17 protein-coding genes and 1 pseudogene are annotated in these 22462 nt (G+C 34.7%); 14 read left to right on the top strand and 4 right to left on the bottom strand.

All coding sequences use genetic code 11. The features are described 5' to 3' along the window. Window positions 1-5: 5 nt before the first annotated feature. The 12 genes from MKY27_RS14235 to MKY27_RS14180 all read left to right on the top strand — a co-directional run bounded on the left by MKY27_RS14235 (window position 6) and on the right by MKY27_RS14180 (window position 15697). Entirely contained in the window at window positions 6-2054 is a 2049-nt protein-coding gene (locus MKY27_RS14235) for a phospholipase D-like domain-containing protein (protein WP_339195935.1), read from the top strand. Window positions 2055-2517: 463 nt separating this feature from the next. Then, window positions 2518-5769 carry a sigma factor-like helix-turn-helix DNA-binding protein gene (locus MKY27_RS14230; RefSeq protein WP_339195933.1) on the top strand — a complete coding sequence of 1084 codons (3252 nt, stop codon included), beginning with the start codon at window positions 2518-2520 and terminating at the stop codon, window positions 5767-5769. Window positions 5770-5772: 3 nt separating this feature from the next. Further along, window positions 5773-7812, top strand: coding sequence for a DEAD/DEAH box helicase family protein (locus MKY27_RS14225; protein WP_339195931.1), 2040 nt, complete (start codon window positions 5773-5775; stop codon window positions 7810-7812). Continuing rightward, window positions 7805-7969 carry a hypothetical protein gene (locus MKY27_RS14220; RefSeq protein WP_339195929.1) on the top strand — a complete coding sequence of 55 codons (165 nt, stop codon included), beginning with the start codon at window positions 7805-7807 and terminating at the stop codon, window positions 7967-7969. Before MKY27_RS14225 ends, MKY27_RS14220 begins: the two co-directional genes overlap by 8 nt. A 4-nt stretch (window positions 7970-7973) precedes the next feature. Continuing rightward, window positions 7974-10001, top strand: coding sequence for an AAA family ATPase (locus MKY27_RS14215; protein WP_339195927.1), 2028 nt, complete (start codon window positions 7974-7976; stop codon window positions 9999-10001). Between the two features lie 3 nt (window positions 10002-10004). After that, window positions 10005-10460: a hypothetical protein gene (locus MKY27_RS14210; RefSeq protein ID WP_339195925.1), complete on the top strand. Its 456-nt coding sequence runs from the start codon at window positions 10005-10007 to the stop codon at window positions 10458-10460. 139 nt (window positions 10461-10599) lie between these two features. Further along, window positions 10600-11358, top strand: a complete 759-nt coding sequence (locus MKY27_RS14205) for an endonuclease/exonuclease/phosphatase family protein (protein WP_339195923.1) — start codon at window positions 10600-10602, stop codon at window positions 11356-11358. A gap of 88 nt (window positions 11359-11446) precedes the next feature. Beyond that, a complete protein-coding gene (locus tag MKY27_RS14200) occupies window positions 11447-11746 on the top strand; it encodes a hypothetical protein (RefSeq protein WP_339195921.1) in 300 nt (99 codons plus the stop codon). 110 nt (window positions 11747-11856) lie between these two features. Next, entirely contained in the window at window positions 11857-12816 is a 960-nt protein-coding gene (locus MKY27_RS14195) for a nucleoside hydrolase (RefSeq protein WP_339195920.1), read from the top strand. A gap of 95 nt (window positions 12817-12911) precedes the next feature. Then, the gene (locus MKY27_RS14190) at window positions 12912-13904 is read left to right on the top strand and encodes an AbaSI family restriction endonuclease (RefSeq protein ID WP_339195919.1); all 993 of its coding nucleotides are present in this window, start codon (window positions 12912-12914) and stop codon (window positions 13902-13904) included. Between the two features lie 247 nt (window positions 13905-14151). Then, window positions 14152-14667, top strand: coding sequence for a YetF domain-containing protein (locus MKY27_RS14185; RefSeq protein WP_339195917.1), 516 nt, complete (start codon window positions 14152-14154; stop codon window positions 14665-14667). A 277-nt stretch (window positions 14668-14944) separates the two neighbouring features. Continuing rightward, window positions 14945-15697, top strand: a complete 753-nt coding sequence (locus MKY27_RS14180; protein ID WP_339195915.1) for an SDR family oxidoreductase — start codon at window positions 14945-14947, stop codon at window positions 15695-15697. A 373-nt stretch (window positions 15698-16070) separates the two neighbouring features. On the opposite strand, the gene MKY27_RS14175 is transcribed toward MKY27_RS14180, so the two are convergent. The 4 genes and pseudogenes from MKY27_RS14175 to MKY27_RS14160 all read right to left on the bottom strand — a co-directional run. Further along, window positions 16071-17258 carry a plasmid pRiA4b ORF-3 family protein gene (locus MKY27_RS14175; protein WP_339195914.1) on the bottom strand — a complete coding sequence of 396 codons (1188 nt, stop codon included), beginning with the start codon at window positions 17256-17258 and terminating at the stop codon, window positions 16071-16073. A 311-nt stretch (window positions 17259-17569) separates the two neighbouring features. After that, window positions 17570-19165 carry a DUF4153 domain-containing protein gene (locus tag MKY27_RS14170; protein WP_339195913.1) on the bottom strand — a complete coding sequence of 532 codons (1596 nt, stop codon included), beginning with the start codon at window positions 19163-19165 and terminating at the stop codon, window positions 17570-17572. Window positions 19166-19401: 236 nt separating this feature from the next. Continuing rightward, window positions 19402-19914, bottom strand: a complete 513-nt coding sequence (locus MKY27_RS14165; protein WP_339195912.1) for a hypothetical protein — start codon at window positions 19912-19914, stop codon at window positions 19402-19404. 1 nt (window position 19915) lies between these two features. Next, window positions 19916-20248: pseudogene (locus MKY27_RS14160) on the bottom strand (toxin C-terminal domain-containing protein); the annotation flags it as partial. A gap of 1055 nt (window positions 20249-21303) precedes the next feature. On the opposite strand from MKY27_RS14160, the gene MKY27_RS14155 reads away from it, so the two are divergent. Continuing rightward, complete coding sequence (locus MKY27_RS14155; RefSeq protein ID WP_339195911.1) at window positions 21304-21813, top strand: YetF domain-containing protein; 510 nt, start codon at window positions 21304-21306, stop codon at window positions 21811-21813. 34 nt (window positions 21814-21847) lie between these two features. Further along, window positions 21848-22327, top strand: coding sequence for a hypothetical protein (locus MKY27_RS14150; RefSeq protein WP_339195909.1), 480 nt, complete (start codon window positions 21848-21850; stop codon window positions 22325-22327). Window positions 22328-22462 lie beyond the last annotated feature (135 nt).

Genomic DNA, 22462 nt, shown 5'->3' with positions numbered 1-22462 from the left:
CTTAAATGAAATCAAATGAACAGTTTAGTTTATTTGCAATAGAAGAAGTAAAAACGAATCGTTTCTTGTATGTTGTAAAGGATAATGAAGCGAAAGACATGGCGTTAGATGAATTATTTGATGTATCAAAATTTACGAGAATTCGTGCTGTTTCATTTGTGGCATCTCCAAAATTTTTCTTTAAGATGACGAAGGATTTTGAAGAAATTCAACTAATACTTGGGATTGAGGATGGTCATGTAGCTGGGTCATTCATTACAGGGCTTCAAGCTTTACTCGCGATTGATGAACGGATTAATTTGTTTCAAAGCTTACCGGAAGAAGTGCAGGAGCGTATCCGGGCTGAACGATATCAAGTGCGCTATTCAAAGAAAAATGATCCGATTCACTCCAAAATTTATTTGTTAGATGGCAAGGAAGATAAACGTGTCATGCTAGGTTCAGCGAATTTTACAGAACAAGCATTTAGCCAACGAAAGCAATATGAAGAGTTATTAGTATTCGATAACTCGCCACTGTTTGAGCTATATGATCGACGTTTCAATGAAATTTATGAGGAAACGGTTGACTTTGTACCTGAGAAATACAAGCATAACTTTATTGGTGAGCCGATAAATGTAGCAGATTCAGATCAATTGTTTGAAGCGCTATTAGAAGAGGTAACGAGCGGCAAAGTATATACGGAATTTACAGAAGTACAAATTGAAGAATTGGCGGAAGCATCACTGCATGCCAATTTAAATACAGAACAAATAGAAAGTGTAAAGCAACTCATTGAGGTTATTACGAAAAAAGACCGCAAAACAGGGAATCATATTATTTTACCGCCAGCTCAATTAGATAAGAAAAGTATAACAATTAAAAGCAAACTTTCTAGATTAAATAAACGTACGGAAGAAGTGGATACACGCGGTTTTATTGAATATAAAGACAGCAATCACCTTCTATACAAAAAGGCTGAAGGGGAAAATATGTTTTTATTTTCAAAGCGTACGACTAAAGAGGCACTAAGTGAACAGTTAAAACTCATTCATGCGTTTATAGAGGCTTATAAAACTTACACGGTGCAAAGTTCGACTGATACGCAAACCCGTATTTTTGAGGCGATTTTGTATGCTTTTATGTCCGCACACATTTGGAAAATACGCGATCATTATGTATTAGAAGAAGGGAGAGAAAGTGTACGTCGCAATATCCCATTATTTTTAGTATTAGCGGGTAGAACAAGCTCAGGAAAAACTTCTGCATTAGAGTTTATTAATTTATTACTTGGGAACACCCAATCCTATTTATCCTATGAACAAATTAATAAGAAAAATATGATTGTTGATTTGTTTTATACTTCCAACGTAAATCCGATTCTTGTAGACGAAGTAGATTCAAAATTTTTTACAAGTACAGCAGCGGATAAAGGCGAACGTTTAATTAAAGATATGACGAACAACTTAGACAGCAAACATCCTGTATTCATTTGTACGACGAATACGACAAACTTTGATGCGACTGCCCAAGTAATTTCGCGTATATACTATCTTCAAATTGATAATACATTTGATAAACAGAAACAAGCCGAATCAAGCAAGTTTTTAGGTGATATTATGAGTGAAGTAAATTCTACGCTATATCAGGATTTTACAGACCGATTAGCGGACCGGATTAAGCATCATGACGTGTTTTATACGTCTGAAGACTACTTATTTATCGCACGTGAAATATTTAAGGAATATCATGAAGAATGCGAGTTGGAATTACCGAAATGGTTCTCTACTCAAAAGTTTGATGATTATAATGAACGTGGAAAGAAGATTTGGCGTGAACTATTTATAAGCAACAAAGAGGCTTTTGATGTCCGAAATGATAATACAGTGTATGTCCGTAGCGAAGTGCTGGGAAAACGTACGAAGCGAGAGCGTGAGGAAATTATCAACTACTTGCCGCCAGAGAGTATATTGGAGGATAACACTGTATTAATCTTAAATAAGGAAATTTTTATGGCGTTTATTAATGAAAGTAGTAATAATTCGTTTTGGCGGAAGTGGTTTAGTTATTCCTAATATTGAACTAAAGAGGTGCATGCTACGTCATGCACTTCAACTTTATTTCCGTCCATTTTTAATTATAAATGCAGCAGCTGAAATAACTGCAAGAGCAGGATCGCTTCCTTTTTTTAGTCCATTCCCTAGTATAAATTAGGGCTTTCTCGATATTTTGAGAAAGATTTTTATGGAAAGATATCCTCCTATAGTGGAAATCTAATTACTATAATAATTTAATAAGAAATGCTTCAAAAGTAGTGTTATTCTAAATGATTATTTGTGTAAAATTATATGTTATTTAACTTTTTATTGATAAATAAAGACTAGTGTAAAAATAAATATGATATTATAAATTAGTATCTGTCTTCTTCCATCGGTTATTACAAAGATGTATGAGATTAAATTTTAAAGGACATTCTAAAAACTTTATTTTTACTGGGAGGGGCATATTTCCCTATAATGAGTGGATGGGAGTAAAGAAATGAATTATGAACATTTAATCGTGCCAGAATATTTTAAATTAGAAGATATTAAAGGGAGCACATTGACTAAAGTTTTACATACAGAAGATTGGTTAAATGAATTACGTAAAGTATATAAGGAAGATCTAAATCTTTTTTTTGATATTCGTGATGAACTAATTCTACGAGGATTTTCATTTGAAAAGTCGATTCAGAACAACTTTTTTCCAGCAAAAGTATTTGAGCCTATGCATTATGTAAGAGTATATAATGACAATCAAAATTTTATTCAACTAAATACTGATGTGATTGGCATCAACCATCTAATACGGCGCTATAATGTTCAATCAGATTTGTTTTTTAATTATATAACAATTGAAGGTATTGCACATTTAGTAAAGAAAAATTCAGAGTTAATTACACAATATTTAAAGGATTCTCAATTCGAAATTGTTCATATGCAAGGGAAGTTGAATAAAATAACAAGTGGAGTAACAGATGCATTGGCTCAAAAAAGTGTAGAAGATCAAAAACCTATTGATCAATTTAATATTGTTGAAAAACAAATACCTGAAGAACAATATGATTATGGATCTTTAAATGATGTTCCGATTCAGGAACTATTTTTCGGTGGTAAATTTAAGTTGTTTGTTAAGTATTGTGCACAAAATAATATTACAAAAATTTCTGATATAAATCTTGACATTATTCAAACGTATAGTATGCAATTAGGTGTAGGGAGAATGAAAGCTTCATATGTAACTTCACGCTATTACGATCTTCAACAACGTGCAGTAAAAGTAGGAATTACGAAAACTTTAAATAATACAGTTCATTTAAATACACTTGAAAGTAGAATTGAATATTTCTGTGAAAATGATTTAAAGATGATTTTAGAAGCAAATAATATTTCTTATTTATCATTTATAAATGATATTTATGCTAAACAAAACTATTATTACATTAATGAAAAAATAGAAGATTTTCATTTAAAGCTACCTGAGCTTAAAGAAAATGCGCAATATAAGATTGCTAAAATAAAAGCTGCGAAATTACGTGAGCAAATTTTGGCACTCCCTGTTTACGAAGAACTAATGTATTTTAAATGGAATGTATTAGTTGAAATTTTAGGAATTAAATTAAATCATCAGGAAGAAATGGATGGAGAAAGTCATTTATATGAAATAGTCCAAGATGAAGAATGGGATTTTTTATTGAGTGAATTATTTGCTCGAATGGAAGTACATAAACCCGTTAAGCAAGCTATTGCAGCGATTGCAGAAAGTTTAATAGATAGAGAAATTTCAATACTAAAATTACGTAGTCTAAACAATACATTAGAGCAAGTTGGTACAGAATTTAATGTAACACGAGAACGAGTGCGTCAAATTGAGAAAAGAGCAGTAAACAAAATTTTTAATCGATTACAACTTTTAAAGATTGACGAATATATACGAGTATATTTACTTCAAGAGGAATTAGTATTGCTTGATAGAATTATTTCTAATTTAACTGAGAATGAAAATTCTGAAATAATCATTCGTTATTATATTAATAATTCTAAATCGTTTGAAGTTCGCAACAATATTATGGTTGATGTTGAGTTAAATAATTACATTATACAAATAGTAAATACGTATGAAGGTGACGATAAAGTAATTGTTTTTGCTGATAAACTTTTAAAAAAAATAAATGAAAATAAGCTATTTGAAGTAACGTTAGGAAAACTAGACTTTACTCTAAAAAATATCTCATATAGACGACAAAATGATATTTATATTTATAAAAATGTAAAACTGCCTCATCTTATTAAATATCTTTTTAAATACAAATTAAACGAGCAACCATATGAGCTGACAGATGAAAATTTTACAAGGCTAAATATTTTGATGGAAAAAACGTTCGGCATTATTTTTGAAAATGGTAAACGTGCAGCGATTGCACGTATAAGAGATACAGAAAATATTGTATTAGTTGATCCGAATACTTTTGTCTATAAAGATTTAGACTTATTACAACAACATATTATTGTAGACATAGAATCAAAATTAAATGATTTATTAAGTACAATGAATACTACGACAGCAAGTACACTATATAAAAAGCACTGTGAAACATGGAATAGTTATGCTATCACTTCACCGTTATTTTTGTATAGTATCATTCAACATCATTTTAGTGGTCAATATCAGATAGGACGAGGGAACACGCTAAGTATTACAAAGTTAGATGTAAAGGTGGAAAATGCATCTGAAGTGTTAACCAATCTTTTAAGGAAAAATAATAATGTGTTGCTTAAAAGTGATATTTTAAAACTATTACATTGGCCTTCATATAAGCTTGAACAGTTAGTTGGCCGTGACCCAGAATTTATATTAGTTGAATTAGAAAATAATAATTATGGTGTAAGGTTATTTAGTTCATACAACTTTACTCATACAGAGCTTGATCAAATGCGTACATTTACTCGAAACTTTATCACTGAGGAATATATATATACACAAGATTTAATGTATGAAATGGAATTTGATAGTGATATGAGTGCGATATTAGCGGAAAAAAATATTATTAAACTGTATGATTTTGCTTCAATTTTAAAGGTCTTAATGCCAGAATTCCGCGGATTCCATCAATTTATATATACATTAGAATCTGAAATTACTGTAATTGAGGAAGCGATTTTCAAAGAGTTTCCTGAGATACTAACACGTCGTGACTTAGTGAGCTTTTTAAAAGAAAAAGGTTATTCAGAAAGTAGTTATACATCCGTAATTAGTGATTTACAGGAAAAAAAATATTTTTACCCATATACTTCGGTGAAATACATTAATAGTAATATGTTAAATATTACTGAAGATATTTTACAGGAAGTAAAAGAGTATTTTAAAAAGGTGTTAACTGAACAGGATTATATTTCAGTTTACGATCTAATCGGTTTTAGTAGCTTAACGGAAATCTCAGAATATCAGTGGCAACCGAATTTATTAGCAGCTTTAGCGAAAAAAATTGGTTATATAGTTATTGATACTACAAGGGATTATCGCTATAACAAGCTTTTAATTATCAATCCAAACTTATCAATTACGTCAATTGATGAATTAGCTTATAAACTAATCCGAGAAGAATATGATGGGAATTATCATGAAGCAGATGTTTCAAGGTTTTTAAAGTTAAAAAAGCTTACGCATGCTCCAAGTATGCCGTATGCGATTAAAACGAGTCCACTGTTTGAATTTAATGAATATGGCTTTATAAAACTACTGGAGGTGTAGCTTTTGAGCTTGTTGGATCTATCATTGAAATATAAATACCGTTCAGATAATGAAAAGCTATATAAAGATTTTTATGAAAAATGCTTAAGGGAAAGTGTAAAATACGATCGTGCAGCGGGTTATTTTACGAGCGAAAGCTTAAAGCTCATTGCTCAAGGTCTCGAGTTTTTCTTGTATAACGGAGGTAGGGTGCGTATTATTGCTAACCCTCATTTAACAAAGCAAGATATAGATGCGATTGCAAACGGTTATCAAGCGAAGAAAGATATTATTGAAAGAAAGCTTTTAAAGGAGTTAGAAATAACAGCTAAAAATATTGAAGACGATACGCTTAATATTTTAGCTTGGCTTATTTACGAGGAGAAGCTGGAAATTAAAATAGCATTTACTGAAAATAATGCATTGTATCACGAAAAATTTGGACTTTTTAAAGACATAGAAGATAACGTGGTTTTATTTTCCGGCTCTGCTAACGAAACAGTTGGTGGTATTTCAGAAAACTTTGAAAAAATAGATGTTTTTCTACCACCGCATGATACACATCGTATAGATGCAGCTGTTGAGGATTTTGAAAAATTATGGAATGATCAAACTAACGGACTTATCATAAAAGAAATGAACGAAAGGTTAAAAGATTATATTTTAACTTATCGCAAGTCAACGCTACCACCCATTCGTGATGTAAAGCTAAAAGGACCACAACCACACGATTATCAAAAAAAAGCTATCAAAAAATTTACCGAAAACAACTGGAATGGCATTTTAGAAATGGCTACTGGTACTGGCAAAACGATTACAAGCTTGCTAGCGATGCAATCTTATCGTGAAAAAAATGGACGAGTCTTTTGTGTTATATTTGCACCATTTAAGCATTTGGTAGATCAATGGAAGGAAGAAAGTTCGAAATTTAATATTGAGTTTCCATTGTTATGTTATGAATCCACAGCTAAATGGAAAGATGAACTAGCGTATGTTGTACGCAATTTTAATATTGGAATAAGTGATTTTGAGGTTGTAATTACGACGTATGATACAGCGATGAATCCGTTGTTTTATGAACAAGTAGCTAAGCTTCAATCAAATAGCTTTTTAATTGCGGATGAGTGCCACTACATGGGGGCTTCTGGATTTAGAAACTTACCATATACTAGCATTGAAGCGAGATTAGGCCTTTCTGCAACCCCAGATCGCTGGTGGGATGAAACAGGTACTCACTTTTTGAAAGATTATTTCAATGGTGTCGTTTATGAATACACGTTAGACCAAGCAATTTTGGCAAATAAGTTAACGCCTTATAAATATCATCCTCAAGTGATTGATTTGACTGATACAGAAATGCAAAAGTACATGAAACTTACTCGCCAAATTATTCAATATTTTAATAGTAAGAATAAGGACGAGGAGCATTTAAGCGTATTGAATCGACGCCGTGCCAAAATTTTAAGTAAAGCAGAACAAAAAATTCCACGTTTAATAGAATTGTTAGAAAAAAAGGGTATTGAAACCATCTCACATTCGATTGTATATTGTGCAGATGGACAAGTAAATGAAATAACACGTATGTTAGCTAGTCTTGGGTTAAAGGTTCACAAGTTTGATTCAACAGTACCAAATAAGCAACGTAAAGAAATTTTAAATTGTTTTGCTGCAGGTGATATTCAAATTTTAGTAGCAATCAAATGTTTAGATGAAGGTGTAGATGTACCGAGTACGAAGACAGCTTATTTTTTATCTAGCACCTCAAATCCTCGAGAATTCGTTCAACGTCGAGGAAGAATTTTACGAACATACGATGGTAAAGTGCTTGCAGAAATTTACGATTTTATTGTATTGCCAAAAGATACTGATGATTCATCATTCACATCTGTGGCACGTAAAGAGTTACCTCGCTTTGCGGAATTTGCGAATAGCTCCATCACGCCATCACATGCAAAAAATACGATATTACCGTACATTTCACCATATAACCTAAACCATTTGATGGATATGAAACCGTGGGATGTGTATTACGCAATGAAGGAGGAATACGAAAATTATGATTAATTCGGAGTTATTGAAACGTATTAATGATTTAGAGGAACCGAATCGTTCATTTCTTATGAAATTATTACAAGATGTGGAGCAAGTGACACAAAAGGATGAGGTTCGTAATGCGCTGCGTACTAACATACGAGAGCATGTAGCAAAGGAGATGAAATGAAACGATGATACTTTTAAAAATGGAACTCCAAAACTTTCGTCAATACATGGGCAAGCAAACAATTGAATTTGCATTAGGTGAAAAAAATATTACGATTGTTTTCGGAGAGAATGGTAAAGGGAAGACCGGTCTTTTTAGAGCGTTAATGTATGCATTATATGGAAGTACACATATTCAGCAAGATAACCCGAAAGAGCCTGTACACTTAGCTAGTTTCCGCTTATTAGAGGATTCAAAGCGACCAGTTGAAACCTCTGTAACAGTTACGTTTGAACATTTAGGACGTAAATTCGAAATTACGCGAGCTTTAAAAGGAATTAAACGTGGTGACCGTATCGAAGAACGTTTTGATTACGTAAAGTTAGTTATGTTTGATGAAAATGGAAATTACGGTGCCCAAACTTTTGATAATGAAGTTACAGTTCGTGCAAAAATGAATGAAATTTTAGATGAAGAAATTAAAGACTTCTTCTTATTTGACGCTGAAAAAATTGACACGTTGGCGAAAACGACTGATGAAGTAAAAAAAGAGGTACGGACAGCTATTTCGAAGCTCTTACAAATTAACAACTTAGAAGAAGCTCATAATATAATTGAAACTTTACACCGCTCTGAAAAAAAGCAAATTATAGATAACGCTGGAAACACAGATATCGAAAGTAAAGAAAAAGAAATTGAAGTGAAAAAGTCTGAAATCGATCAACAAAAAGTGATTCAACAACAGTTATTAATTGAACAAAATGAATGTAAGAAATTAATTACCCATTATGAGCTTCAGTTATCACAAAATGAAGATATCCGCCGTATACAAGATCAGTTAAAAGGATTACGTGAAAATCTGGCTTCTAAAGTAGAATATTTAGATGACTTAAAAGGACAAGTAGTTGGCAAGCTTCGTAATGAAGCATCGTTTCTATTACTTAACGCTACATTCCCAAATGTCACAAATTACTTAGAGCAGTTGACAATTGATCAAGGTAGTATAGTTCCATCAGATGTATTAGATCTTTCATTAAAACAAAGTCGTTGTGCTTGCTGTGATAATGATCTAAGCGTACATAAGGAAAATATGTTATATGTACAATCACTACGTGAAAACTATCGTCGTTCCGAGCTTGTCACAATTTCAAGTTCTATTAAAAACTTAATTACGGAAAAGCAGAATACTTATGACACTTCCGAGCAAGAGATGGTTAAGTTACTCCGTAAAATACGTGAAAAAGATATAGAGCGTAAAGAGATTGCTCGAGATATTGAGATGGTTGAAAAAGAAATTGGTTCAAGAGCAGGTGCTGAAGTACATTTAGAAGAAATTAAAAATGCACTAGAAACACAACGCGAAAAAGAAAGTCTAACTCGTATTCAAATTGCTCGTGTCAAAGATGCTATTGATGAAGCTGAAAAACAATTAGAGCGACTTGAAGTCGAGCTTTCCGATATGTTTAAAAACAATCAAACACTTGCTTTTGATTCCAAGGTTTTAGACTATATCGAAAGAATTCGTAAAAATGTGAAAGAAATTACGGAAGAATTCAGTTCGACAATGCGATACAATTTAAGTGACTTAACAACTGATATTTTCAAACGCTTAATTGATCGTAAAGATATTAATTTAATTCAAAAAATTAACATTAATGATAAGTTTGAGATTGAGATTATCGGACACGATGATATTGATATTACACAAGATATTTCACAAGGTCAGCGCCAAATTGTAGCGTTAGCGTTCATTACGGCACTCGCGCAAATTGCAAGTGGCGATAATATATTAATTAACTTCCCGCTATTTATGGACTCACCATTTAACCGCTTAAGTGCAAATAACCGCGATCAGCTTATTATTAATATTCCAACATTAGCATCACAATGGGTTCTATTATTAACTGATACTGAGTTAACGGTGAATGAAGAACGCGTATTTAAAGACAATAATAAGTTGGGTAAATTTTATCGAATTGTACAACGAGATGTGATGGATGCAGAAATTGAACAAGTAGAGTTACACGCAGCTCTAACTACAAGGGGGCTATAAGTAATGGACTTTTTAGGTGATAAGCAAATTATAATGTACACGAGTAAAAAATATGAACATATTTATACATTTTTCTCGAACACATATGATATGAAGTATCATTCCTTATTTTTGATTTGCGCAGCAATTGGCGCAAAGTCTGGTAAACTATCGCCAGTAGTTGAAAGAAGCCGTGAATTCCGTTCAAATTATTTCTCATTAGATGAGCGTAATTTAATATATACACTGATTTTAAATGATGAAAATAAGGGTAAAGACTTAGAGCGTTTCAATGATTCTGAATTCCATGCCGAAGCTCGTAAAGTTCTAGAAAACTATGCTGAGGGTGGAATGGAAATACTAATTGAAGAAGTATTTCGTGAAAAATGGGACGGCAATAGGCTTGATGTGAAATACAAAAATTACCAAGTTGATTTAATGAGTTATATTTTAGCAACATTAAAAGATGTACCGTTTTGATTTATATATAATAGTAAGATTAATAAACGCAATATCATTTGATATTGCGTTTTTATCTATTTATGAGTACAATTTAATGTGGTTAAATTTGGCAATAATGTGATGGGATATTACACTATTTAGAACAAGGGGAAAAACAATGAAAATTATTTCATGGAATGTTAAGAATGGCTTAAATAATATTGAAAAAATTAGAAGAATATCTAATTTAGCACCTGATATTGCCATACTTCAAGAAGTACAAAATCCACAAAAATCAGAAAAAGATTTTCAATTTGAAGATTGTTTATGGATAGGGGAAGGGAAGGTAAGAGGATTAGGAGTAGGTGTGTTTACCTTTTCAAAAGACTATAAACTGGAATTGTTAGTAGAAGATATAAAGTATGAATGGATTATACCTATTAAAGTGAGTGGAAGAGAAAATTTTACACTTATTGCCGTTTGGACTAAGAGAATGCCTTCAGCTTCTTATGGAAAAGTTTTATATAATGCATTTATTGAATATGAAAATCTTATTAAGAATAGCCCAGTAATTATTATGGGTGATTTTAATCTTGAAAAGAGAGTAACTTCAAGTTATTCAGGTTTAGGTGGTAAGAGTGGATATAATAAAATTATTGACTTATTTAATAGCTATAATTTAACTAGTTGCTATCACCATATTAATCAAGAGGAGTATGGTATGGAGAGCGAATATACTTACTATCATCATCAAAATTTAGAAAAACCTTTCCATATAGATTACTGTTTAGTTTCTAAAGAATTTGTACCGTACATTAGGAATTTTAGTATTGGTGAAATTGGAGAATATCTGAGCGTTAGTGATCACTCACCATTAATTTTTGAGTGTGAATTGAACAGTTGTAGTACTAGAGTAGAGGGAAAGATGATATATTAGACAAAATTAAAAATAAAGACAAGAATATGTCGAATTTGTATTAAAAAGCTTGATCGACAATTCATGGATGAGTTAGTAGATATGGAATATGCATACTGGTAAATATGGTTATGATGAGTACTCAAAGATTCCTCAAAATAGACCATTAGAAGTCATTAGCCAACTGTCTAATAAAGATATGATGGCTTTAAATAAGTACATGATGGATCGGGTAGGGTATATTCTTCAATTAATACAAAAGGCGGAGTATACGAAGCTTCATTATATACTGGATAAAGAAAAGTATTTCGGAGGGGACTGGGATCGTCCAGATATAGAAAAAATCGAGAAGGATACAGAAGACTTAATGCTCATCGAGTTTTCTCGACATAAGGATATAGAAAATTAAACCTGAGTAAATCTTAATTTTATCAGGATATACTTTTTTGCTTTAATTACCACAGTGGTTATGGCAATCTAATACTGAGACTATAAATGAAAGAATTAGGTGAATACAGCATGATAAGACGACCGCTAATTATTGACACAGATCCAGGTATTGATGATGCAATGATGCTAACAGTAGCATTTGCCAATAAGGATATTTTTGATATTCGTTTAGTAACGACTGCATCTGGAAATATTTCGCAAAGTAAGGCGAATTACAATGCACATGCGTTTTTAAATTACATTAAAGAAGACGTGACGATTGCACGAGGGCTTGAGCAGCCGATGTTCCGAAAGCTTGAAGTTGCAGAGGAAATTCATGGTGCATTTGGGTTTGGAAAAGTAGAGTTTCCGAAAGTGGGAGTACCGACAAATGTCCGTCCGGCAGTTGCAGCTATGCGTGAAACGATTTTAGCGAGTGAGGAGAAGGTAACGATTGTTGCGACAGGTCCTTTAACAAATGTCGGAGCGTTATTACTCGCTCACCCAGAAGTAAAGGATAACATTGAAACTATTTCATGGATGGGTGGCGCAGCTCAAGGTGGCAATAAAACAGCCGTTGCCGAATTTAACGCCTTTGTAGATCCGCATGCCGCTCAAATTGTGATGCAATCAGGCGTACCGATGAGCATGTGCGGGTTAGATGTGACCCACAAAGCATTCGTCACGCAAACTGAGGCGGAAAAAATTCTAGACATTGGTACTGAGTTTGCCCAAAAGGCTTATGATCTTGTGACGTATTATTTGGACGTAGCGAAACCAACACCTTTTAGTGAGCCGCATTACGCCGAGGTGCTCCGCTTCCATGACGTTTCTGCCTTCATGTATTTACTACATCCTGAGTTTTTCAAAGGAACAGACTACTATGTAGAAATGTCGACAGAGGGTATTACAGCAGGTGCAACAGTCGTAGATTTACACAATTCAACAGGCAATAAACCAAACGTACATATACTGCATGATGTATATCGCGAAGCATTTGTTAAAGTATTTATGGATGCCGTCCAGACAATTTCAGATCGACTATCATAAGAGGAGCTAGCTGAAAAGCTCCTATGTTCCTAGTGTAACTGTGCCTGGCACTTTTTTAGTGATGCAAAAAACCTTTCTTCGTATAGGAGTAATAAATGAAAAAATACAACTTTATTAAAAAACAACTATCCAAAACAAATAAGAAAAATGACGAAAACTACGTGGTATCACGGATTTGGCATCTACTGAATAACCCGGATATAAAAATGATTACTCAGCAATATATCGTCCGGGATATAGAAACAAAAACCTACGCGCTAGCAGATATCTATTTTCCACAAATCAATATGATTATTGAAATTGATGAGCCCTATCATTTATCAGAAGAAATGATACTTAGTGATTCTATGCGTCAACATGATATCGTACAAGCGATTGAATGTGAGGTCATTCGTATAAAAGTGATTAATGATTTGCAGGAAATGAATGAAAGAATCGACTCAGTCGTATTACATATTCGTCAAAGGTTTGAATCCATGGATTATAAAGTGTGGGATGTTGAACAAGGATATAATCCAATGACTTACGTACATAGAGGGTATTTGGATGCAACGGAGCACATTGCCTTCAAAACTGTAAAAGATTGCTGCAACTGTTTTGGGGCAGGGTATAAAGGATTACAAGGAAGTGGGGCCAAACATAAATTTCAGGAGGCAATCGACATTAAAGCGTTAAAATTTTATCCGAATGCCAGTTGGGATAATGAACTAAACGCGGACGAGCAATTCTTCACAGAGTATCATACAGACTCGGAATTTAATGCAGCGTATATGAAGAAACGATTGTATGAGCTGAGACAAGAAATTGCATTATTCGCCCATGTCCGAAGTGAGTTTGGCGGGTTTGAATATGTCTTTAAAGGATGGTACAAAGTTAATCCAGAACGATCGCTGGAGTTAGGAAAGGTTTGCTATGAGCGTATATCAACAATAACGCCTACTTATTTTGAAGGCAATCAAGAGCCGTTCGAGAAAGTTGCGAAAGCAGTCTACAATAACCGTGAAATTGCATTTTTCTTTGATAAGGACGAGCTTCATCGCTTTCAGGAGAAATATAAGAATGCGGAAATTACATACGAATTAATATAAAACTATCTAAAGCGCCCTCTGAAATTTTATCAATATTTTGGGTTTTATAAATGAGTGTTCAATTCTTTTAAAAAGAGTCGTAACAAGCTTTAAATTAAAACGATGAGTATTTGGAAGATTATGAATGGGGTATACAAAAAAAGTAGATTACTTAAGTGGTTATGAGAATGTTTTAGATAAGAATCTTTAAGCTTTTTTTATGATTGCCTACTTGAGAAGCTAAATATTACAGATAGGAGCTGGTAGCATGTTCTCAATAACATTGGAAAGTTTTATTAGAATTATCACTGTTGGCATTCTTGCTTATATTGGTCTAATCTTCTTCCTGCTGACTTCCGGGAAACGGTCGTTAACCCAATTAAATGCTTTCGATTTGGTGGTAACAGTAGCCATTGGTTCTGTGCTCTCTACAATTTTATTGTATAAAAATGTGAGCTTGCTAGAGGGACTGTTAGCATTTGTTCTGTTGATTTTATTGCAATTCTTGCTGACCTTCACATCTGTACGGTGGAAAAAATTCAATAAACTCATCAAGTCAGAGCCGAGCTTATTTTATTTAAATGGTTCAATTCTTAGAGAAACGATGAAAAAGGAAAGAATTAGCGAGGGCGATATCCTGCAGTCTGTACGAAATGATGGAATTGGGGACTTAAAGGAAGTTCAAGCCATCGTTCTTGAAAACGATGGCAGCTTATCAGTTATTAATGGAGAAATAGGAAATACTTTGGCTAATGTAAGTTTAACTAAAGCTAATGAAAAGTAGCTCACATTTGTATGAAGCTCTACAAATTAATATAAGTAAATGTAATAGCGCCTTGGTCGAAATGATCCATGTGGCAGCGGAAAGAAGTTTAAGAAGTGCTGCGGGAAGTGAACTTAATCTAGCAAGGATACAGAATGAAAGGATAACAGGTGCGGTTAATCATTTGCCTCTAAAATGATGTAGTTGTATATTTAATTTGTTAGTAACAAAAAAGTTATTAACGATACTGGGAACAATCACGTTAGATTTGTGGTTTTTCTGAGAAGGAGAAATTGTATTGAAATTAAAAGACAAAGTAGTGATCATTACAGGTGGTGCTGGCGGTATTGGCGCTGGTATGGGGCGTGCAATGGCAAAAGAGGGGGCAATTGTTGTGGCAGTTGATCTCAATCCGGAAGCCGGCGCAAACGTATTGGCGGATTTACAGCAATATTCACCGAACTCGAGCTTTATTGAATTTGATTTGACTAAGCATGATCAACTGAAAAATGTCGTGGAACAAGTTGTCGAGAAGTATGGACGTTTAGATGTGCTCGTGAACAATGCACATGCTTCCAAACAAACGCCATTCCTTGAAACAACACCAGAACATTTAGCATTGTCAATGGATACAGGCTTCTATCCTACATGGTATTTAATGCATGCGGCTATTCCGCATTTAAAGAAAACGCGCGGCAATATTATTAACTTTGCTTCAGGTGCCGGGTTAAAAGGGCATAAAACACAAGCTGCGTATGCTGCAGCGAAAGAAGCGATTCGCGGAATTACGCGTGTCGTGGCAAATGAATTCGGTGCGGACGGTATTACAGCAAACCTGATTTCACCAATCGCCAATTCCGAGGGTGTACAGGCATGGGCAAAAGCACAGCCGGAATATCATGAACAGGTACTTGCAGGTATTCCGATGGGCAAATTCGGTGATCCGGAACAGGATATCGGACGTGCTGCGGTCTTTTTAGCTTCAGAAGACTCTAAATATATTACAGGTCAAACGTTAATGGTTGATGGCGGCTCGATTATGCTCCATTAAAATTGTAAATTAAATAAATCACAACGAACCGGGTGCACGAACAATTGTTGAATTGTTTATGCACCCGGTTTTTCTAACAGGACCAAAATGGTGTTCTTTATAAATCGAAGGTAGATGGCCGGATGCAGGGCAGACTCCATTAAATTCATGCACCGGGTGCACAAACAAATAAATGAACCGCCCAATTAAGTTTGAGATGGGCGGTTCACTTTTTAAATAGCATATCCATTATTTGTACCGATAAAAATTAACCGCCCTCTCAGCGGTAGATCCCATCCTCGAAGCTATCACCTTAAACAACAAACGATTGTTGGAACCGTCTTACAATATAAGTGTATGAGTGCCTGCTCCGGGAAAATTAGCACTACAACACCTATTTTAACCTTGCTAGAAAATTATTGTTAGCTAAAATTTGTTCATTCTCATAATAGCGATAGTTGTGCAAAATGCTCTTGAGGCGATGATTCGTATAATCTAGGGAGAAAGTTCGTTCCTTTTGAGATGCAGCCCAAGCCATAATATTTTCATATTCAGGGGAAGTGGGTTCATTGATCATTGCTAAATATTCGTTGAACCCATGTAAGCCGCCAACATCTTCTGGTGGGCGTTCGCCTTTGCCTTCTATAAGTTTTGCATGCTGTGACGTTGCAGTTATTGATTTTTCTAGTGTAATAATGTGCTTCCAGGAGTCGCCAAAATCATATTCGTAAATAACTTCTGGATGTTGCGAGAAGATTTCAGCCAACGAAACGAATCGTTCTTGTACAATTTCGTCCCCAGAGGAATCGGCAAATTCAAGTGTTTCAGGGTCGTCATCCATGACAATTTTAAGGTCCCTGTTATCTTTTCGCTCGACGGAAAATTCATGCAAGTGATAGTTTTGCCAGTCGAAAACGATTTGGATAAGGTTGTGAAGGCTTCTGAATGAATAATTAGCTGGGATCTGCACGCGTCGCCAAATTTCATGGCCATCTAAGTCAAGCTGAATGTTCAGTTGATAAAGCTCGACATCCATTATTTGTGAAACGTCCTTAGCATCAGTTATTTGTGCTAAACGCTCAAGCATTTTTACTTTCGGATAATAGCCTTTATTTTGAGCATCGGATTGAATCATTTTACTAACAAGCGGGCTAATAAAGCGCTGGATTGTCACGTCCTTATCGAGAAATTCTGCCCAAAATTCAACCTCATTTACGGTTTTGTTCAATTTAGCCACCATGCTTCGATTGGCGGTTTTTGAAAAACTTAGGTCCTTTGATAAAGCAAAGTACTTTTCGATAACCGATTCGCTAACACCTTCCATTCGAAGGGCAACTCGAATACCTTCATAAATTAAGCTATGAAGATTGGCAAGATCTTTCTTTAAAAGCCGATTGATAATGACGGGAAATCGCGTTTCATTATTCATCAAAACTAAAACTTTTCTTCTATAAATTGTGACGATGTTGGCATGCCATCCTAGTAAACTTTCAGGATACTGGTCAAAGCCATCTGGTGATACTATTTTTGAATCGTCAATGTCTAGCGTATCCAGTACTTTCTTTGTACATTGAATAATCATGGGTTTCTCCTTCCAATCACAGCGATTGCCGATTATGTGTAGTACTTAAAGTATAAATCAAAAAGCAGGATAGCTACAATATCTGTGCCAATTATCAATAGTGTAAGTGCCTGTTACTTTTACAAAATAATTTCATGCACCGGGGGCATGGGTGATTCAGTGTTACTTCTTTCTGAAAATGAAAACTATGAGCCAATTCAAATGCAAAAAGAAGATGTGATAGTCATTAGGCATCTCTCCGTATCTTTAAAAATCAGGTAAACAGCCCCAGATTGTTACGTTCAACAATTTGGGGTTGTTTCTTTCATTCCTTATTCCTTCACCTGCACAAAAACATACAATTCCGCGTAGCGTTGATTGCCATAGGATTGAGCGTTTTGAACGATGATTTTTAGCTTCGCGCGGTCGTTTTCCGCGATGAGCGTAGCTTCTTCTAAAGTTAACTCGCTGTAATCACTTGTAAAGAGGGTGTCTAGTTCCTCCAACGGCCATGCTAGAAGCTCCTGCTCGTCTTTCTCTAGCACGAGCTGATCCTTTTGTAAACGGAGCTGCATATTGTTGGCTAATTCAAATCGTCGGTGCATTGAATTTTGTGAAGCGGATACTTGCACAAAATAATCGTATTGATCAATGTCGGTAATAACCGGTTCATCCCAATCTAAGTTCGTCGTATAATACACTTCGTTCGTATAATCTTTATATTGCTGCGAGAACCCAAAGATTTTATCGAACGGTTGATCTGGCAGCCACGCAATGTCATAACCCATGCGCTTTAAATAATCGAATTTCTCCGTAATGAATTGTTTATCCTCATTAGAAATATCCGGATTCGGCTGGACTTCTCCATCATACATATTGAGCGATTGCAAACGCTCCTGCAGCAGATTTTCCTGATTGTTTTTACTAATCGTAAAGGCATCAACAGGCGGGATGACAGAAAGTAAACTAAACCCGATAAAAATCGGTGCAACAAGCCATTGCTTTTTTTGCATGAATGTCAGGATCAGTGCGATGATGATGGCAAATAAGCCGAATAAAATAACAAAATAACGGCCATGTGTAATGCCAGTCTCTCCGATTTTCATGATGGAGACAACGAGCTGGTAAAGCACAATGACAAGTAACACTTTCGGGAAAATAAGTCGGAACCATTTCGTTAACACATTATTAATCTGGTAGCTTAAAAAGTACACGATGAGTACAGTTGTCACGAAAGACACTAATAATGGCTCGAGTAAATTTTCCGACCAGTCGGTGAAATGCAGTGCAATATATATCACTAAAATCACCGCATACACCATTGTCAGCGGTACAATGACATACGATATTAACACCTCAAGAATATGGGCTGACTCTGCTTTCTTCATCGTCAGGGACAGGAAGAATAATGGAGTAAACAATCCAAATACAGTAGCTGCGATATACCCGATGATAGTTGAATTAACTGGAAACAGTAAATAATTGATCGCTGCATAAACAAGCATTAATCCAACAAAGATGACGATGGAGAAGAAGGCTGTGATGAGAATGCTTTTAAAAATCTGGAAAAAACGTGCACTGAAATTATCTTTGCCGAGCCATATAAAGCCCATCATGAGCGTACTTACAACAATGCCTGTTTGGATCGCTAATATAAGATCATTGGCGTTGCTGATCAAAAAGAAAAGACCTGTAAAAATAATGGCGATGCTATACGTTAGGACGCGTTTAGCAAATAAGTCTGCTACAGATGCAGCGAATACAGCAACGACAAGCGTTGCCAACCATTGATCATAGTTTGTCACAGTACCGCTAATTTCTGCTACATTCAAGATGAATAAAACAAGTAAGAGCCCAGTAACGAGTGGAAATGCTTTGATTGCATCGGTTATTCCTGCAAACTGTTGAAAAATTCGATTAAACCTCATCAAAGATACCCCCTTTATGTCTTCATTATATGCTTTTATTATGTATGCTCAAGTTAATCCTTTTCATTGATTGGTAAATTAATCATTTATTAGTTGTTTGCTGCACTAACATCATTAAATTACAACGACCCGGCTACACGAACAATTGCAGAATTGTTTATGCACCCGGGTCACTATTAGGGTTATATAAAATTTTATTCAGAAATCCTTAATAAACAGGTTCGTTATTAAGATGCCTACTTATTATAATGCGTATCATACAATTCACTATAGCTGTCTTTTAGTTTATCGATTTTACTTTCATCATTTGAAATAATATCAATAACATCACTACTAATATATACCATATAAGTGTCTGAAAAAAAGGAAAGATATATTTCTTTAAAACCTCTTTTAATCGCCATACAATAGTTGAAAACGTCGGATTGTTTTAAACGTTTAATATTTGCGTAAACTGCACCTTCATTTGTTTCTTTGTCAATTTCAGGTATTTCTCTCCAATTTTTGATCGTAATAATTTTATTTATATTTGATTTAGAGGATATTCGTTTTCCGTTTATTATATATTCGGATATAAATATCAGTTCAATTTCTTCATTTTGATCATATATCATATCAAGAAGATTTTGTAATGTAGCGTTCTCTAGTTTATCGATATCGAAACGAATTCGATAATTTGGTGCTGACTGAAAAAAAGGAGTACTTTTATTATAATCAAAATCAATATTAAACCAATCTAATTTAACCATTTTAATCACCTATTCTATTCAATTCTTCATCATAAGTACCAGATCGTGTTTTCTTGCTGCCTAAATTTTTAATTGAAGAAGCACCTTTCCAAGTCCCTCCATTATGACCGTCTTTATCAACAGAAATATATTTAGGTCCTTTAGCTTTTTTACCAGCTTTAAATATTTTGGCCCCATGAGAATACTGACCTTCCACTTCAGTATAACCTAAATCCTTAGCAGCAGCTTTAGTTACAGCAGGTATAGAACGGATCATTGTTGAAACTATAGATTTTGACCAATTTCCAATTGCTTTTTTAAGTCCATGTTTTGCAATATAACTAACAAGGATGGATGCAGCTGGAGCAAGTATAGCCGGCAAAGCATAAGGCTGGATTACTGGCTCGTCATTATTTAAATTATCTTCATCAAGGATATACTCCTTGCTTAAATTGTTAGTAAGACTACTGGTATCTTCATTGTTAAAAATTTCAGCAGCATTACCTACTCCGCCATAGGATATAAACAGAAACATAGCTAAAGTGATTGAGAGTAATTTTTTCATATTAACACTTCCCTTAATATTATGTATTTTCCAAATATATTTTGGAAAATACACCTTATCATACTAATTTTATTATTTGTTGCTATTGTAAGGGAAAGGGTAAAAAGTATGGTTATTCGGCATCCTATGTATTTGAGTCGATTAAACGCGGACACTAAAAGAAAATCTCAAAATATTTCAGTGAAAAAAATAGGGAATTTGTAGTATGTTTCTATGCCACTTTTTATACGCAATGTGTCGATTAATTAAATTTGAGTGGATTAAGATGACTCCGGAAAATCGTCCAACTCATCTAGAGCATGGATAGTAGAGGATAAAATTATTATCCAGTACAGCGTACCAATAGATTAAACCGCCTTTCAGCAGATGAAGGCGGTTCTTTTCCTTTTTAAATCTTTACTGTATTGTTCTCCCTAACGGTTCAATTAGATAGCGGAGAAGAGTTATAGGTCCCGGCAGATTTTCAAGATTAACAAAGGACAGGAAAAGCAGAATCAGGATTACTGAAGCGGCAATTTTATCCGTCTTCGGTGCTTTCTTCAGCTGCTTCCAGTCATATAAGACAATGGAACAAATACAGACTTGGAGAATCAATACCGTAATCCAATCTGATTGCATTATTCTTTCACCTCATCTATTGGAAGGGCAGCAGGCGGACCAATATAACCCGGTCCCGTTTAGCGGACAATTTTGGGTTTTTAACTAAAAAGTATGGTGAATGGGGTATAGGGAAGAGTAGTTTCAGCAATTTAAGTGGTTTTGAGAATATTTTAGATAAAAATCTTTAACCTACTTTTAGGATTGCTTACTTGAGCAGCTAACGATTACAGAAAGGAGCTGGTAGCATGTTCTCAATAACATTGGACAGTTTTATTCGAATTATCACTGTCGGCATTCTTGCTTATGTCGGCTTAATCTTATTTCTGCTGACTTCCGGGAAACGGTCATTAACCCAATTAAATGCTTTCGATTTAGTGGTGACAGTAGCGATTGGTTCTGTCCTCTCTACAATTTTACTGGATAAAAATGTGAGCTTGCTAGAGGGACTGTTGGCATTTGTCCTGTTGATACTATTGCAATTCGTATTGACGTTCACATCTGTACGTTGGAAAAAATTCAATAAACTCATTAAATCCGAGCCAAGCTTACTCTATATAAATGGCTCATTTCTGAGAGAAACGATGAAAAAGGAAAGAATTAGCGAGGGAGATATACTCCAGTCAGTGCGGAGTGATGGAATCGGAGACTTAAAAGAAGTTCAAGCCATCGTACTTGAAAACGATGGCAGCTTATCAGTTATTAGTGGAGAGCTGGGAAATACCTTGGCTAATGTAAGATTGACTAGAGAGAGCTGATGAAAGTATGACAGTGAAAGAGAGGGCTTTATCCATGATTTTGAAAAGAGGCGTAACAGGCTTTACTGCAGAGGATTTATCACTTGAGCGTGATTGGTCTGCCCATACTGCTGAATTTAAAAAATATTGCTACGCGTATGTTCAGCAATTAAATGGGCGCATTATGGCCTTTTATGAGCCGGATCATGATATTGGGTATGCCCATGCTCATGTGAAAATCGATGGGGAAGAGTTCTATATTTTCTATAATAATATGTATAATTATATCGCCTTCACCAGCAATTGTGATATTGGGAGCTTAAAATTTATTGACCATCAAATATTAGGCTCCTTGTTTGAACATCACTATACAGTATTAACTGCCTCACAATTAGCAGAGCCCTTAGTATATCAAACGAATGGCAAAGGGATTATTTTAATGAATGCTAATGAACTTAATGATGTGGAACTGCGTTTGATGAAGCATTTCCGGTCACAGACAGTAGGAGATTTAGTATTTAATTATTGGGATTAGTAAGTATCATCACGGGCTAGTCCCGTTACATAAGAAGTTGAGGATTTCGGTACCGAACCGGATTCCTCTTATTTTTGCTGTTCATGGGATTTTTACTCTGACACTAACAGGAATCACAATATCTACACATGGATA

This window comes from Solibacillus sp. FSL R5-0449, assembly GCF_037975215.1.
In the GTDB taxonomy this organism is placed as follows: Bacteria; Bacillota; Bacilli; order Bacillales_A; family Planococcaceae; genus Solibacillus.
Note: the sequence above shows the minus strand (reverse complement) of the source record. Positions and strands in the feature narration are given on the sequence as shown.

Bases quoted from the DNA above. Each gene is read 5' to 3' on its own strand.
- MKY27_RS14235 (WP_339195935.1), top strand. From the start codon at position 6: ATGAAATCAAATGAACAGTTTAGTTTATTTGCAATAGAAGAAGTAAAA.
- MKY27_RS14230 (WP_339195933.1), top strand. From the start codon at position 2,518: ATGAATTATGAACATTTAATCGTGCCAGAATATTTTAAATTAGAAGAT.
- MKY27_RS14220 (WP_339195929.1), top strand. From the start codon at position 7,805: ATGATTAATTCGGAGTTATTGAAACGTATTAATGATTTAGAGGAACCG.
- MKY27_RS14215 (WP_339195927.1), top strand. From the start codon at position 7,974: ATGATACTTTTAAAAATGGAACTCCAAAACTTTCGTCAATACATGGGC.
- MKY27_RS14210 (WP_339195925.1), top strand. From the start codon at position 10,005: ATGGACTTTTTAGGTGATAAGCAAATTATAATGTACACGAGTAAAAAA.
- MKY27_RS14205 (WP_339195923.1), top strand. From the start codon at position 10,600: ATGAAAATTATTTCATGGAATGTTAAGAATGGCTTAAATAATATTGAA.
- MKY27_RS14200 (WP_339195921.1), top strand. From the start codon at position 11,447: ATGCATACTGGTAAATATGGTTATGATGAGTACTCAAAGATTCCTCAA.
- MKY27_RS14195 (WP_339195920.1), top strand. From the start codon at position 11,857: ATGATAAGACGACCGCTAATTATTGACACAGATCCAGGTATTGATGAT.
- MKY27_RS14190 (WP_339195919.1), top strand. From the start codon at position 12,912: ATGAAAAAATACAACTTTATTAAAAAACAACTATCCAAAACAAATAAG.
- MKY27_RS14185 (WP_339195917.1), top strand. From the start codon at position 14,152: ATGTTCTCAATAACATTGGAAAGTTTTATTAGAATTATCACTGTTGGC.
- MKY27_RS14175 (WP_339195914.1), bottom strand. From the start codon at position 17,258: ATGATTATTCAATGTACAAAGAAAGTACTGGATACGCTAGACATTGAC.
- MKY27_RS14170 (WP_339195913.1), bottom strand. From the start codon at position 19,165: ATGAGGTTTAATCGAATTTTTCAACAGTTTGCAGGAATAACCGATGCA.
- MKY27_RS14165 (WP_339195912.1), bottom strand. From the start codon at position 19,914: ATGGTTAAATTAGATTGGTTTAATATTGATTTTGATTATAATAAAAGT.
- MKY27_RS14155 (WP_339195911.1), top strand. From the start codon at position 21,304: ATGTTCTCAATAACATTGGACAGTTTTATTCGAATTATCACTGTCGGC.
- MKY27_RS14150 (WP_339195909.1), top strand. From the start codon at position 21,848: ATGATTTTGAAAAGAGGCGTAACAGGCTTTACTGCAGAGGATTTATCA.